At 39.0% G+C, this 13,424-nt stretch carries 13 protein-coding genes; 1 reads left to right on the forward strand and 12 read right to left on the reverse strand.

Annotated features, from left to right (window positions below; genetic code table 11):
* The first annotated feature begins 11 nt into the window (after positions 1 to 11).
* Complete coding sequence (ric, locus tag M3600_RS10625; RefSeq protein ID WP_251645963.1) at positions 12 to 719, forward strand: iron-sulfur cluster repair di-iron protein; 708 nt, start codon at positions 12 to 14, stop codon at positions 717 to 719.
* Positions 720 to 761: 42 nt separating this feature from the next.
* On the opposite strand, the gene M3600_RS10630 is transcribed toward ric, so the two are convergent.
* Genes M3600_RS10630 through M3600_RS10685 form a run of 12 tightly spaced genes read right to left on the reverse strand, consistent with a single transcriptional unit; the run spans position 762 to position 13,272 of the window.
* Complete coding sequence (locus M3600_RS10630; RefSeq protein ID WP_251645859.1) at positions 762 to 1,334, reverse strand: molybdenum cofactor guanylyltransferase; 573 nt, start codon at positions 1,332 to 1,334, stop codon at positions 762 to 764.
* A 17-nt stretch (positions 1,335 to 1,351) separates the two neighbouring features.
* Positions 1,352 to 2,068: a YwiC-like family protein gene (locus tag M3600_RS10635; protein WP_251645860.1), complete on the reverse strand. Its 717-nt coding sequence runs from the start codon at positions 2,066 to 2,068 to the stop codon at positions 1,352 to 1,354.
* A 28-nt stretch (positions 2,069 to 2,096) separates the two neighbouring features.
* Entirely contained in the window at positions 2,097 to 2,786 is a 690-nt protein-coding gene (locus M3600_RS10640; protein WP_233315287.1) for a Crp/Fnr family transcriptional regulator, read from the reverse strand.
* Positions 2,787 to 2,816: 30 nt separating this feature from the next.
* The gene (gene mobB, locus M3600_RS10645) at positions 2,817 to 3,299 is read right to left on the reverse strand and encodes a molybdopterin-guanine dinucleotide biosynthesis protein B (protein ID WP_251645862.1); all 483 of its coding nucleotides are present in this window, start codon (positions 3,297 to 3,299) and stop codon (positions 2,817 to 2,819) included.
* A complete protein-coding gene (locus M3600_RS10650; protein WP_251645865.1) occupies positions 3,296 to 4,558 on the reverse strand; it encodes a molybdopterin molybdotransferase MoeA in 1,263 nt (420 codons plus the stop codon). The genes mobB and M3600_RS10650 overlap by 4 nt, the downstream gene beginning before the upstream one ends.
* A 45-nt stretch (positions 4,559 to 4,603) precedes the next feature.
* Positions 4,604 to 5,254 carry a response regulator gene (locus tag M3600_RS10655; protein WP_233315647.1) on the reverse strand — a complete coding sequence of 217 codons (651 nt, stop codon included), beginning with the start codon at positions 5,252 to 5,254 and terminating at the stop codon, positions 4,604 to 4,606.
* Positions 5,250 to 6,308, reverse strand: coding sequence for a sensor histidine kinase (locus tag M3600_RS10660; protein WP_233315290.1), 1,059 nt, complete (start codon positions 6,306 to 6,308; stop codon positions 5,250 to 5,252). Before M3600_RS10660 ends, M3600_RS10655 begins: the two co-directional genes overlap by 5 nt.
* A gap of 4 nt (positions 6,309 to 6,312) precedes the next feature.
* Entirely contained in the window at positions 6,313 to 6,765 is a 453-nt protein-coding gene (locus M3600_RS10665; protein ID WP_233315291.1) for a GAF domain-containing protein, read from the reverse strand.
* A gap of 35 nt (positions 6,766 to 6,800) precedes the next feature.
* Positions 6,801 to 7,490: a respiratory nitrate reductase subunit gamma gene (narI, locus tag M3600_RS10670; RefSeq protein ID WP_251645867.1), complete on the reverse strand. Its 690-nt coding sequence runs from the start codon at positions 7,488 to 7,490 to the stop codon at positions 6,801 to 6,803.
* On the reverse strand, positions 7,487 to 8,065 hold the full coding sequence (gene narJ / locus M3600_RS10675) for a nitrate reductase molybdenum cofactor assembly chaperone (RefSeq protein ID WP_251645876.1): 579 nt from the start codon (positions 8,063 to 8,065) through the stop codon (positions 7,487 to 7,489). Before narJ ends, narI begins: the two co-directional genes overlap by 4 nt.
* A complete protein-coding gene (gene narH / locus M3600_RS10680; protein WP_237942699.1) occupies positions 8,058 to 9,620 on the reverse strand; it encodes a nitrate reductase subunit beta in 1,563 nt (520 codons plus the stop codon). Before narH ends, narJ begins: the two co-directional genes overlap by 8 nt.
* Positions 9,610 to 13,272, reverse strand: coding sequence for a nitrate reductase subunit alpha (locus M3600_RS10685; RefSeq protein ID WP_251645878.1), 3,663 nt, complete (start codon positions 13,270 to 13,272; stop codon positions 9,610 to 9,612). The genes narH and M3600_RS10685 overlap by 11 nt, the downstream gene beginning before the upstream one ends.
* Positions 13,273 to 13,424 lie beyond the last annotated feature (152 nt).

Genomic DNA, 13,424 nt, shown 5'->3' on the forward strand with positions numbered 1-13,424 from the left:
GAGGCTATATGATGAATCAACCATTTAACAAGCATTCTATTATTAGTGAGATTGTTACCGAGTTTCCAAAGGCCAGTGATCTCTTTAAAACATACCGTATTGATTTTTGCTGTGGCGGTAATCGCCCGCTGATTGAAGCAGTTACTGAAAGAAATTTATCAATAGATGAAGTGTTAACAAACTTATCTACACTTTACGAACAAACAAATTTATTAAATGAAGCAGCGATAGACTGGAAAAAAGCTTCTTCTAGTGAATTAATAGACCATATTGTCAGTAAGCATCACCGTTTTTTACGAGAAGAATTACCACTGTTAAGTCCATATGTAACAAAAGTTAGGCGTGTTCACGGTGAAAATAATCCTCATTTAGTAAGAATACACAAGCTGTTTTTTGAACTGAAAGCAGAATTAGAGAACCATATTCACAAAGAAGAAAATGAAGACTTTAAGCTAATCTTGGAATATGAACAACAGCCAACTGACGAAAATTATCAAAAATTAACTGCTATTGTTGCAGAGCTTGAGAGCGAGCATCAAAACGCTGGAGACATTTTGAAGGAACTGCGTGACATTACAAATGACTTCACACCTCCAAGCAATGCATGCGGCACCTATCGTCTTGTTTATCATCGTCTTTGTGCCCTTGAAGCAGATATGTTTCAACATATCCATTTAGAAAATAACGTATTGTTTAAACGAGCAATTAAACTAGCTTAATTGTTAGAAAGAGCATGACAGATTTTGTTCATGTTCTTTTTTTCATGTAATAAACTTGATATAGTCCCTTTGTTCGTTAATATTAATAAAACTATCTTCGTTAAACTCCTCCACAAATTTCACATGAAGCTGTGTCAACAAGCTATTCATCGATAAATCTTGGCTTTTTAATGCAGAAAAGAGCTTTTTTTTGATTTTAAAGTTGTAAATAGAAATTAGAGGCTGAGGTTTTTCGTTTACAATTGGAACGATTGCTTCATATCCGTCTTCTAGATGAGCTAATAATACCTCCATACTCTGATGCGTAATAAACGGGCTGTCAATTGGCAAAACGAAATACCATTCAGCTTGCTCTCTTTCCATGACGCTATATATTCCAGCAAGGGGTCCATACCCTTGAAAACTGGGCGTGTCTTGAATGATGGTTACTTCCTTAGCAATAAATCTATCTGTAATGGCAGGATGTGAAACTAAATAGATTTTTGGGGTAATAGCTTGGAGTGCTTCTATAGAATATTGATAGAAAAATTTATTCTTTCTCCTCGCAAAGGCTTTGTGTTCACCAAATCTGCTAGACTGTCCGCCGGCTAATATAGTACCTATATATTGATGCATATGCCCTCTCCATTTCGTTACTTAAGAAAAAATAAGCTTACTAAAAAAAACACAATTCCATTAATGATCTCTATAATGCCAATTCTTAGCGGTTTTATTGGCCTCTTTCTTGTAGTAAAAAAATCTTTGCACACACTTGGCAAGTACGCTATCGTCATCCACGGTACGGCTATTAACAAAGGAAATAGTAGTAATAATAGGTGGAAAATATGAGACTTTCTTTTAAAAGCGGGATTTTTTCGCTCCCTGATTAATGATTTCACGTAAAAGGCACTGCTCATAAAATAGAGCGTGGTAATACATAACAGGAGGATTGCCTCTTTCGTTAAGCTTCCTTGCCCAACTATATAAGCAGCTGTTCCCCCGAGAGAAAAAATAAGAATGCCGCTTAAATTATTCCATAAGCTCCTCTCTTGCTTTTTTTTAATGAAATATCTACTAACAAAGAGCAGTGGTAATAATAAGAATATGCCCCATAAGAGAATTGGCTGCATCCATATAATTGGAACGGTAAATAGGATAGCAGCTGTACTATACTTTAGTACCCATGGAAGCATATCTTTCTTTAATTTTGGCTTACGGATGATATTCAATAGTGGTGTAGATGTCAAAAAAATAAAAAACCATCCGATTAAAAGAAAAAGATGAAGCCAATTAGGTCCAGACAATATCATTCCGAGCAGATATGGAAGAAAAAACATCATCCAAGTTCCGTGTTCTCTTGGCAAAACCATATGAAATCCTCCCATTTCACTTGCTTGATTAGTTAAGTTCAGCTGTTAATTTTTCTAAATGTATTAATAAATTACCTTCCGTAGTAGTACTGACTAACTGCTTTTTTCGTAATTGATTAAGTGTGCGGTTTATTGTTTCTCTTGATGATCCAATCATGTTAGCAAGCTCTCGATTAGTAAAGTGTGTAGTAATGAGATATAAATCTTTAGTAAAAGGTACACCATTTGACTTACATAAACGTATTAACAACATCACTATTTGATCATAGGAACTGTGCAGGATTTGTTCGACCAATCGGTCTTGCAAGTCAATGATTTTTTCAGCGAGAAACGTAAACATTTTCATACATAATTCAGGATGTTTTATTAGGATTTGTTCAAATTCAGTGATTGGTGTGACAACTACTTGAGCATTTTTAAGTACTTCTGCATGTGCTGGAAAGCTCCCTTTCCGAAATAATCCAACATGAGGAAACATTTCGCCGACTTGTGGCACTGCTACGATTTGTTCCTTTCCCGTTACATCTGTGCGATGGATTTTAAGTTTACCTGCGTATAGAAAAAATACTCTATCAAGCGGGTCACCTTGCATATAAATAAATGATTTCGTTTTATATAGCTTCATATAGGAAATGTCTGCAATAGGAAGAAGCTCGTCATCTGAAAGCTCTTTAAAAAGCGTTACACTTCTTAAATAGTTAAATATTACGTCTGACATCTATATTACTCCTCTACAGTGAATAACTTGTTAAACTAGCTTCCTCTTCGGTAATTCCTGTTCAATCCAAGCAACCAATTTGTTTATGTATGCCTTCTTATCTGCTAATTGATCACAGAATGGGATTATGGAATGAATATTTGAGAGAAACTGCAACTGATCGAGATCACGTTCTGACCGTGTGAAAACGACTTTAGGAAATTGCTCCTGTTTATATCCTTCTATTAATAAAAGATCATAATTTAAACAAGACAGCAGCATATGGATTTTTTCGATATCCCACTTTTGATTAGTTATCTCTAAATGGAGAACTCCCTCACCCTCTACTATACTTGCAACAGCACCTGCATCGCTATACTTTGTGGAATCTTTCACAATATTGTCAGGAATGCCGCCGTGTCCATGATGCTTGACTGCGATGACATTATAGCCTTTCTCTGTTAATTGCTGAATCGTCCACTCCATTGCCGTTGTTTTGCCGCTGTTTTGAAAGCCTACGTATTGAAGTATCAAAATACGTCACTTCCTTCGTGATCTTCTAATAAGAGCACTTCAACTTCCATGCCTTTTTTATAACCTCTCGTTCCTCCAGGAAGGACCATAAGGCAGTTTGCATAGGCAAGTGAAAAGATAATATTGGACTTATCCATACCAATTGGCGCTACGAATAACTGTGTTCCGCCAGTAAAAAGCTTGCTGCGCACAAAGCGTGTAAACGGATTAGCCTTAGGAAAATCAACGTCTAAAATCGCTTTTACTTTTTTCAAAAAAGGTTTATTGCTGCCCAAGCTATGCCGAATGATGGGGCGTGCAAACAGTTCAAAACCGACATAACAAGCTGAAGGATTCCCAGATAACCCATACAATAGCTTTCCATCTAAGCTTGCAATTGTTGTAACACTTCCTGGCCTCATCGCTATTTTATTGCAAAGAATGTCTGCTCCAAGCGCTTCATATACTTTTGGCATATAGTCATAGTCTCCAACTGAAACTCCACCTATTGTAATCATCATATCTACTTCAGCAATTGCCTTGTGTAAGGCGTCATATGTCGCTGTAAAGGTGTCTGGTATCTTTCCATAATGGATTGCTTTTGCACCGCTTCGTTTAATTTGTTCTACAATCATATAGCTGTTGCTGTTACGTATCTTCCCGGGAACTAATGGTTCCTCTACATTCAATAGTTCATCACCTGTAGCAAGAACCCCGATTTTCGGTTTACGCATAACGGCTAATTTCTTGTAACCAAATGTTGCTAACAAGGATTGAATTCCAGGATTTATTTTTGTTCCTTTCCTTACTAGCAGTGTTCCAGACTTAATATCTTCTCCACGAAAGGATATATTGTCTCCCTTTTTTAGCTTTCGAGTAATTTGGATAAAATTCTTTCCGTCTCTTTCTATCTCCTTCACTAGCTCCAACATGATGACCGCATCACAGCCGGATGGAATTGATGCTCCTGTCATGATTCGAACTGCTTGGAGGCCACCAATTCTTTTATGTGATACTGAGCCTGCCCCGATTTTATCAATGACCTCGAATTCTATCCTATTCTCTGATGATGCCCAAGCAGTATCCTCTGCACGCAGCGCAAACCCATCATATGGTGATTTATCGAATGCCGGTACATCCGTTTTTGCGATAATATCCTCTCCTAAAAAACGGTCTGTATTGTCTTCAATAGCAACGATTTCTGTCATGCCTGGATTATGATGCTCCCAAATTCTCTCGATCACTTCGTTTATTTGGACTGGTTTTCGAGATAAGTTCATTTAACTTCTCTCCTTAGTGTTAGTAATGTAACTACTAGGCAAACCTTATAAATCTATTAAATTCTTTTTTATTGCATATTGGACAAGCTCAGGCCTTGTCGTAAGGCCTAACTTACTCATCATATTTGCTTTATGTGCTTCCACTGTTTTCACGGAAATAAATAATTTGTCTGCAATTTCTTTATTTCCATATCCTAGTGCAACTAACGGAAGCACTTCCTGCTCACGGTTTGATAATAAATAATAGGAATCCACGATTTCAGGATCTTGCTCTGGACTCTCAATATGTTCACGAACCATTTTAGTCGAGACTTTTGAGTGAATATATCTTTCCCCTTTCATTACTGCACGAATAGCATGAAGCAGCTCATCATCTTTAGCATTTTTTAAAATATAGCCTGTTGCACCTGATTTAAAAGCGTGATATAAATATTCTTCATCATCATGCATCGTTAGTATTAAGACTTGAATAGGAGGAAAAGCCTTTTTGATTTTCTTTGTTGCCGAAAGTCCGTTTTCTCCAGGAGGCATACTTAAATCCATTAGAACAACATCTGGCTGAAGTCTTTCTACTAAATAAGTAACTTCAAAGCCATCAGCTGCAGTCCCAACTACTTTCATATCCTCTTGTGCGTCAATTAAGAAGGAAAGACCGCTTCTGACGATGGCATGATCATCAGCAATTAATACATTAATCATCTTCATGCTCCTCCTGTTCTAGTGGGATGACAGCTAAAACCTTGGTCCCGATTCCAATGGATGTTTCAATGGAAAATTTTCCTCCAAGCAGAGAGATTCTTTCCTCCATATTTCGCAGACCAAGACCTGTTCCCTTTACATGGATATTATGCAAATCGAAGCCTAAGCCTTCATCCATTACTTCAACACGCAGCTGTTTTTTGCCAGCCAGTAAGTAGACGACAACCTCATCTGTGTCAGCATATTTAGCGGCATTAATAAGCGCTTCCGTACATACCCTGTATACCATTGTTTCAATCTTGCCTGTATAACGTTCTGTTTGAATATTGCTGTAAAGCTCAACCTCCATGCCGAATGTTTCTTCAAATCGTTTACAATAGGACTTTAACGCTGCATAAAGTCCCATATCATCTAAAGCTGCCGGACGTAAATCGATGGCCATCGATTTTATCGAGTTTAGAGATTTTACGATAATTGTTTCGATACTGCTAGCTGTTTCTTTCACTTTTTCGTAATCATTTGTATATCTCATAGATTGTAATTGTATGAGGGCACTGTAGATTTCCTGTGCCAAGCCATCATGCAACTCTCGTGAAAGCCGCTTTCTTTCTTCTTCTGATGCATGGATAACATATTCTGTTAAAGATTTTTGGAATTGAAGCTTTTCTGTTTCTTGTTGGTTTGTTAAATTTCGTAAGATAAGCACATTTACGTCATCCACTTCCTCAAGAGGAAAGTAGCTGCCGCTAAACGGTGTATCATCTGCATGCTGATCGTTCTTTTTTGATAAAAATAACTGAAAAGACTCTAGATTTTTTTCTCCTTCAATAAAACAATTTGAGCAGGTTTGATAACCTGTTTCATTTGTCATGCCGTTGCAAAGATGGCATATCGATGACATATTGGCTACATTCACTTCAAATTTATTAATAAGCTCAATGGCTTTTGGATTCATAAACAGAACTTCATTTTCATGCAAAAAAAAGACTGCATCATTCATTTTATTAAACATTGCTTCAATCAATTTCTGTTTAGAAATGGCAGTTCCCATTTATTCATCCCCTTAACTCATCTAATAATGGGTTTATTTCTGTACAAATAGAAATCAATTCATTGATAAAGGTTTGATTCAATTTTTTCTTTTTTCTAAAGCCGCCTAATAAAACAGCTTGAACTTCCTGTCCGTGTAATAGAGGAATTGCTGCCATACTGACTAGCTGCTCTGTAATAGTTAATGGGAAGTCTTTCGTTTCCTGTATATCTTTTTTTGCATCTTCTATCACATAAGGGCGAGCAGTTTTCCAAACGATGCCAGCAATTCCTTTCCCTACTTGCAGGACAATTTTTTGATAGCGGTTATTGCGATTGTTTGAAACATATTTCCACTTGATCACTACATCGCCATCTTCATTCTCAGCTGCCATGGCCAAACCGACAAAATCTACTTCCAGCTGAAGTCTTATTTCAATTAATAAGTCGATTATTTTCTGTTCTACACTAAGCGTCAATTGATTTCATTCCCTTTTCTAGCATCATATTTAAATTACTTACGCACCACATTTTTTTGATAGATTATATATCGTCTTTTAATATATCCTATTGGCAAGCTAAATGCATGTACTAATCTGCTGAAAGGAAACAGAGCAAGCAGGGCAAAAGCAGAAATGATATGTAATTTAAACAGCAGCGGAACTCCGCTCATCAGGCTGCCATCCGGCTGAAGAATAAATAACTGTCTAAACCAAATCGAGATTGATTCACGATAGTTAAAATCCGGCTGACTGCTTGTGCCAAAAAATGTGCTGAAAATACCTAAAGACATAACGATGATTAAAATGATATTAATAGATATATCTGAGAAAGTACTAATGGAGCGGACACGTACATCTGATAATCTTCGCCATGTTAACAGAATGATTCCCACATATGCCATGAAGCCGAAAATGCCGCCGATCCATACGGCAATCGTATGATACAGATGGTTACTGATACCAAAAGCTTCTGTTACTTCAATCGGAACAAGCAAGCCTCCCACATGGCCAAAAAACACGAAGATAATTCCGATATGAAATAGACTGGTGCCAATCATTAATTTCTTCTTTTCTAATAATTCACTGGACTTAGCTGTCCATGAAAATTGATCATAGCGATAGCGAAAGATCATCCCTAACACAAAGATCATCAAGAATATATAGGGAATAACTGTCCAGAAGAGCTGGTTTACACCACTCATTGTATATTCGCCTCCATCTCTGACTCCATACATGCTTTTAAAGAAAGTCGAACAGCTTGAATCACATACTGATACGGATTGTCTTTTTGTTTCAATTCTTCCTGGAGAAAATACGTACCATCCTCCACTATCGCGAATATTAGCTGCCATTTCTGAAGACGATTATTGTGTATCCATTCTCCATTTGCTAAAAACTCTAGCATTAAAGGTAAGTAATCGGATAGCTCTTTTGAGTCCAATTCTAACCCGCACATGGCGTACATCAATTTTAATTGGACAAGTATTTGCCCTCTTTCTTTGGCATCTTCATATTTTACATAAGTCATGTGAAGTGGTGTTTTTTTACTGAAGTCGAATGTTTGCACATAATACTCCTGCTGCTGGAGCAGAGTTAATTCGCTTATATAGTCAAAAAAACGATTCATATTTTCCGATATTTGTTTATTGCTTTCACTATATAACTCTATTAAAGGAAAATCCTGCTGCTTTAGCCGTCTTTCTTGGGGATAAAGCAGCATCAAACTAAATTCTTGGAGTATGGGTCTGTATTTTTCAAATTCACGTTGATTAATCACGCCATATCCCTCCATAAAAATTCTTTTCATATAAGCTTTGATTTGTTGTGTCGACTGGTGGGTTGTTGTTTGCTCCCATACCGCCCCCAGACAACGAGCAGCCATTGCATGCACTAAAACCTGAGGTGCCTTGTTCTGTATAGGGATCTAAGTATGCTTCTTTATGTGAAGTTGGAATAACAAAACGATCTTCATATTTTGCTATGGCAAGTAAACGATACATTTCCTTCGTCGTTTTTTCCGTTAACCCGACACGTTCTAATCGGGAGGTATCAAATTCTTTATTAGCAGAAACAGCCCGCATATATTGACGCATCATAGCCATCTTCTGCAAAGCAAGTGTTATTACATCCGTGTCACCTGCAGTCAGCATGCTGGCAATATAACTGACAGGAATGCGCATTTCTTCAATCGCCGGGAAAATCATATCCGGATTTTGAATGGAATCCTTGCCTTCGAAATAGCTCATTATCGGGGAAAGGGGCGGCACATACCAAACCATTGGCAATGTCCGATACTCTGGATGCAATGGGAAGGCAATTTTATATTCAATCGCCATTTTATAGATTGGTGAATGTTGTGCTGCTTCAATAAAGGACTCTGCTACCCCATCTTTTCTGGCCTGACTGATTATCTCTGGATCATTTGGGTCTAAAAACAGCTCCAGCTGTGCTTTATATAAATCTGTTTCATTGCTGACAGATGCCGCTTCTTCCACACGATCTGCATCATATAAAAGAACGCCTAGATAGCGAATACGTCCTGTGCATGTTTCAGAGCATACGGTCGGAAGTCCATTTTCAATTCTTGGAAAACAAAACGTACATTTTTCTGCTTTGCTTGTTTTCCAGTTAAAATACACTTTTTTATAGGGACAGCCTGACATACAGAAGCGCCAGCTGCGGCATTCTTCTTGATTGACTAGCACAATCCCATCTTCGTCCCGTTTATACATAGCTCCGCTTGGACAGGAAGCAACGCAAGCTGGGTTTAAGCAATGCTCACATAATCTTGGCAGATACGTCATAAAAGCATGGTCAAAGTTCAATTTGATTTCTTCTTCGATTTTTTGGATGTTCGGGTCAAGCGGTGCTGTTTCAGGAGCCCCTGCTAAATCATCTTCCCAGTTCGGTCCCCACTCAATTTCCATTTCCTTGCCGCTTATTAATGATTGGGGACGTGCAACAGGCTGCTGTGCACGTTCCTTCGGCGAGAAAAGGTTATCATATGAATAAGTCCACGGTTCATAATAATCATCAAGCTTCGGCATATCTGGATTGTAAAATATTTTCCCTGTTGCTACTTTATTGATTTTCGAGCCGGACTTAAGCTGCAGCTTTCCTTTTTTATTCAACTCCCAGCCACCCTTATAATGCTCCTGGTCTTCCCAGCGCTTTGGGTAGCCTATCCCTGGTTTTGTTTCAACATTGTTGAACCACATATATTCCGCACCTGGCCGATTTGTCCATGTATTTTTACACGTAACACTGCATGTATGACAGCCGATGCATTTATCTAAATTTAATACCATTGCGATTTGTGCTTTAATCTTCAAGCCAGTCGACCTCCTTCAGCTTCCGAACAACAACATACAAGTCACGTTGATTGCCAATCGGACCATAATAGTTAAACCCGTAGCTAAGCTGTGCATATCCGCCTACCATTTGTGTTGGTTTTACATGTATTCTTGTTGGTCCATTGTGACTTCCCGGGCGATTTCCTGTAAGCTTTGAACCAGGCATATTAATGTGGCGGTCCTGAGCATGATACATAAACATAGACCCCCGCGGCATGCGGTGACTAACGACCGCTCTGGCAACTGTTACACCATTGCGATTAAATACTTCAAGCCAATCATTATCTTTAATTTCAGCGTTCTTTGCATCTATATCACTTATCCAGACAGTAGGACCACCGCGGAAGAGAGTAAGCATATGCTGATTATCCTGATACATACTGTGGATATTCCATTTACCATGTGGTGTCATGTATCGAAGAATTAAGTTATCTTCAGCTGCCGGCATATTATCCTGTTCATCAAAAATAATTTGCGGCAATGTCGGTTTATAGACTGGTAAGTTCTCGCCATATTCAAAGAACAATTCATGATCGAGATAAAAATGCTGACGTCCTGTCAATGTTCGAAAAGGCACAAGCCTTTCGATATTTGTTGTAAAAGGTGAGTATCGTTTGCCATCATTATTAGAACCGGTGAAAATTGGTGTTGGAATAACCTCTCTTGGCTGGACGGTCACACTTTCGAACGTCATTTTTTCACCTTGCCGTTTTATTGCAATATCCTTTAACGGCATGCCTGTTTTCTCTTCCATCGTTTCCCACGCTCTAACAGCTAACTCTCCGTTAGTTGCACTTGATAGTGCTAATATACTGTTGGCGACTTTTTTTTCATCGGCAATGATTGGCAAACCGTTTTTGATTGTATCATCATCATAAGTGCCTAACGATTGTTTTAATTCCTCATATTGTTCAGTTGTTTTGTAATTAACACCATGGGCCCCTGTTGGGTACGTACCAACTTTTGGTCCTAATGTGATAAACTTGTCATAAATTTGCCGATAATCACGTTCTACCAGTGTAAAGTTTGGCATGGTCTTGCCAGGGATTGCATCGATTTCGCCTTTTTTCCAATCCTTCACTAATCCATATGGCTGCGCTATTTCCGAAGGTGCATCATGGTTGAGCGGAACGGACACTACATCAATCTCAGGAGCATCAAACTGGGACTGAGCCATTTCTGTAAAAGATTTCGCAAGTCCCTTAAATATGTTCCAGTCTGATTTAGACTCCCAGACAGGATCAACTGCTTTATTAAAGGGATGAACGAATGGATGCATATCTGTACTGCTTAAGTCTTCCTTTTCATACCAGGTTGCTGCTGGCAGAATAATATCGGAGTACATCGGAGTTGCAGTCATACGGAAATCCAATGTAACTAATAAATCAACTTTGCCTGTTTGTTCCTCCTCATGCCATTTCACTTCCTCTGGTTTAAAGCTATGACTTGGAGAAGCTAACACATTTTCAGTCGTGCCAAGCAGATGCTTCATAAAATATTCCTGCCCCTTACTGGAGCTGGACATTAAATTGGAGCGCCAAACAAATAGACCACGCGGAAAGTTCACTGGATTATCAGGGTCTTCAATAGCAAAGGATGTTTCTCCTGACTTTAATTCCTTTACCAAATTAGGAATGATGTCTTCCGGATTTTTATTGTTTTTCGCAAAGTTTAATGAGTTTTTATTAAACTGCGGGTAAGAAGGCAACCAGCCTAATCTGGCAGCAAGCACATTATAATCAGCTGGATGTTTATATGTTATATCCTTCACAAGCGGAGAAGCATATAGTTTGTTGCCTAGCTCTTCTTCCTCATATCGCCACTGATCAGATGTAAAATAGAAGAAGGATGTTCCATTTTGCTGACGAGGCGGTGCCTGCCAGTCCTTAGCAAAGGCTATCGTTCCCCAGCCTTCATACGGACGGCATTTCTCCTGACCAACATAATGAGCCCAGCCACCTCCGTTAACTCCCTCAGATGCTGTTAAAATAACTAAGTTCAAAATGGCTCGGTAAATCGTATCACTGTTGTACCAATGATTGATTCCAGCCCCCATGATGATCATCGAGCGACCTTGTGTGTCAATCGAGTTTTGGGCAAATTCTTTTGCTATTTGCTCGACGATGCTTGCTTTAACTCCAGTAATCGGCTCCTGCCAGGCTGGCGTGTAAATATCATCTTCAATTAGGACCGCTGGATCTTCTGAAACACCATATTGGGCAAGCATGACATCATAAACAGTTGCAGCAAACCCGGTGGAACCATCTGCTAATAAAATCGGAATAGCGGAAATTGGCCGGTCAAAAACTTTATTTCCACTTGATTCAAATAACGGAAATTGTATCTTTACTTTTTCTGCATTCTCTTGTGAAAAAGTAGATAATAAGGGCGAAATTGCTTCTCCTCTTTCTGTTTCCAGCTTTAAATTCCATTTTTCGTTATCATTCCAACGCTGGCCAATCGTTCCATTTGGCACTACAATGCGATTGGAATCTTCATCTAAAAGAACTGGTTTCCATGCGCCATTAACCATGTTGTCATCGTTTTTCAGCTCTTCTGCTCGAAGAAATCGGCCTGCTTTAAACTTGCCGTCACTAGTTGGCTCAAGCTTTAACAAAAATGGTAAATCTGTATATTTTTTTGCATAGTTAATGAATGCCTCTTCTTTCCGGTTTATATAAAATTCCTTCAGAATTACATGTGTCATCGCTTGTGCCAAGGCTGCATCTGTTCCTGGGTGAGGTGCTAGCCAGTTGTCTGCGAATTTAACACTTTCTGCATAATCAGGCGCCACAGAAACAACTTTTGCGCCCTTATAGCGTACCTCTGCCATGAAATGCGCATCTGGTGTTCGTGTTAATGGAACATTCGAGCCCCACATCATGATATAACCGGCGTTATACCAATCACTAGATTCAGGTACATCTGTTTGTTCCCCCCATATTTGCGGAGAAGCAGGAGGTAAGTCTGCATACCAATCATAGAAGCTTAGTAGCTCTCCTCCGATCAAGCTTAAAAAACGGCTGCCTGCAGCATAGCTGATCATGGACATCGCAGGAATAGGGGAAAACCCGGCAATTCGGTCAGGTCCATATTTTTTTATCGTATAAATAAGCATAGCGGAGATCATTTGATACGCTTCTTCAAATGTAACGCGAATCATGCCGCCCTTTCCTCTAAGCTTCTTATAAGAGTCTGCTTTTTCTTTATCCTCGACTATACTTCCCCATGCTTTGACTGGGTCTTGATAATGTTGTAATGCTTCTTGCCACATTTTCCAAAGCCGTCCTCGCATATATGGAAATTTAATGCGCAGCGGGCTGTACTCATACCAAGAAAAGCTTGCTCCCCGCGGACAGCCCCTTGGTTCAAACTCCGGCATATCAGGTCCGCAGCTTGGATAATCTGTTGCTTGATTTTCCCATGTAATAATGCCGCTCTTAACGAAGACCTTCCAGCTGCATGAACCTGTGCAGTTAACACCGTGAGTTGTCCGCACTTCTTTGTCATGCGCCCATCTCCCCCGGTAAATATTTTCCCATTCGCGGTCTGTTTCTTGTAAAACAGACCAGTTACCATTAAATTTTTCTGTTTTCTTAAAAAAGTTTAATTTCTTTGTCCGTTTAGCCATTATGAGCCCTCCTGTTTAAAACCGACTCGATCTACTATTCCATTGTATCGACCTTTCTTTCGAACTAACTATTAGGGAAATTCCCTATATTGGCTTTTCAAGAGGTGAAAACAGTCAATTGTCGCAGAATGTTCAAATTTACGCTTTTTGGC

Origin of the sequence: Niallia sp. MER 6, assembly GCF_023714395.1 — a bacterium.
Lineage (GTDB): Bacteria > Bacillota > Bacilli > Bacillales > Cytobacillaceae > Niallia.

What these genes read in the sequence shown, in the direction of transcription:
- ric (WP_251645963.1), top strand. Translation starts at nt 12, where the DNA reads ATGAATCAACCATTTAACAAGCATTCTATTATTAGTGAGATTGTTACC.
- M3600_RS10630 (WP_251645859.1), bottom strand. Translation starts at nt 1,334, where the DNA reads ATGCATCAATATATAGGTACTATATTAGCCGGCGGACAGTCTAGCAGA.
- M3600_RS10635 (WP_251645860.1), bottom strand. Translation starts at nt 2,068, where the DNA reads ATGGTTTTGCCAAGAGAACACGGAACTTGGATGATGTTTTTTCTTCCA.
- M3600_RS10640 (WP_233315287.1), bottom strand. Translation starts at nt 2,786, where the DNA reads ATGTCAGACGTAATATTTAACTATTTAAGAAGTGTAACGCTTTTTAAA.
- M3600_RS10650 (WP_251645865.1), bottom strand. Translation starts at nt 4,558, where the DNA reads ATGAACTTATCTCGAAAACCAGTCCAAATAAACGAAGTGATCGAGAGA.
- M3600_RS10660 (WP_233315290.1), bottom strand. Translation starts at nt 6,308, where the DNA reads ATGGGAACTGCCATTTCTAAACAGAAATTGATTGAAGCAATGTTTAAT.
- narI (WP_251645867.1), bottom strand. Translation starts at nt 7,490, where the DNA reads ATGAGTGGTGTAAACCAGCTCTTCTGGACAGTTATTCCCTATATATTC.
- M3600_RS10685 (WP_251645878.1), bottom strand. Translation starts at nt 13,272, where the DNA reads ATGGCTAAACGGACAAAGAAATTAAACTTTTTTAAGAAAACAGAAAAA.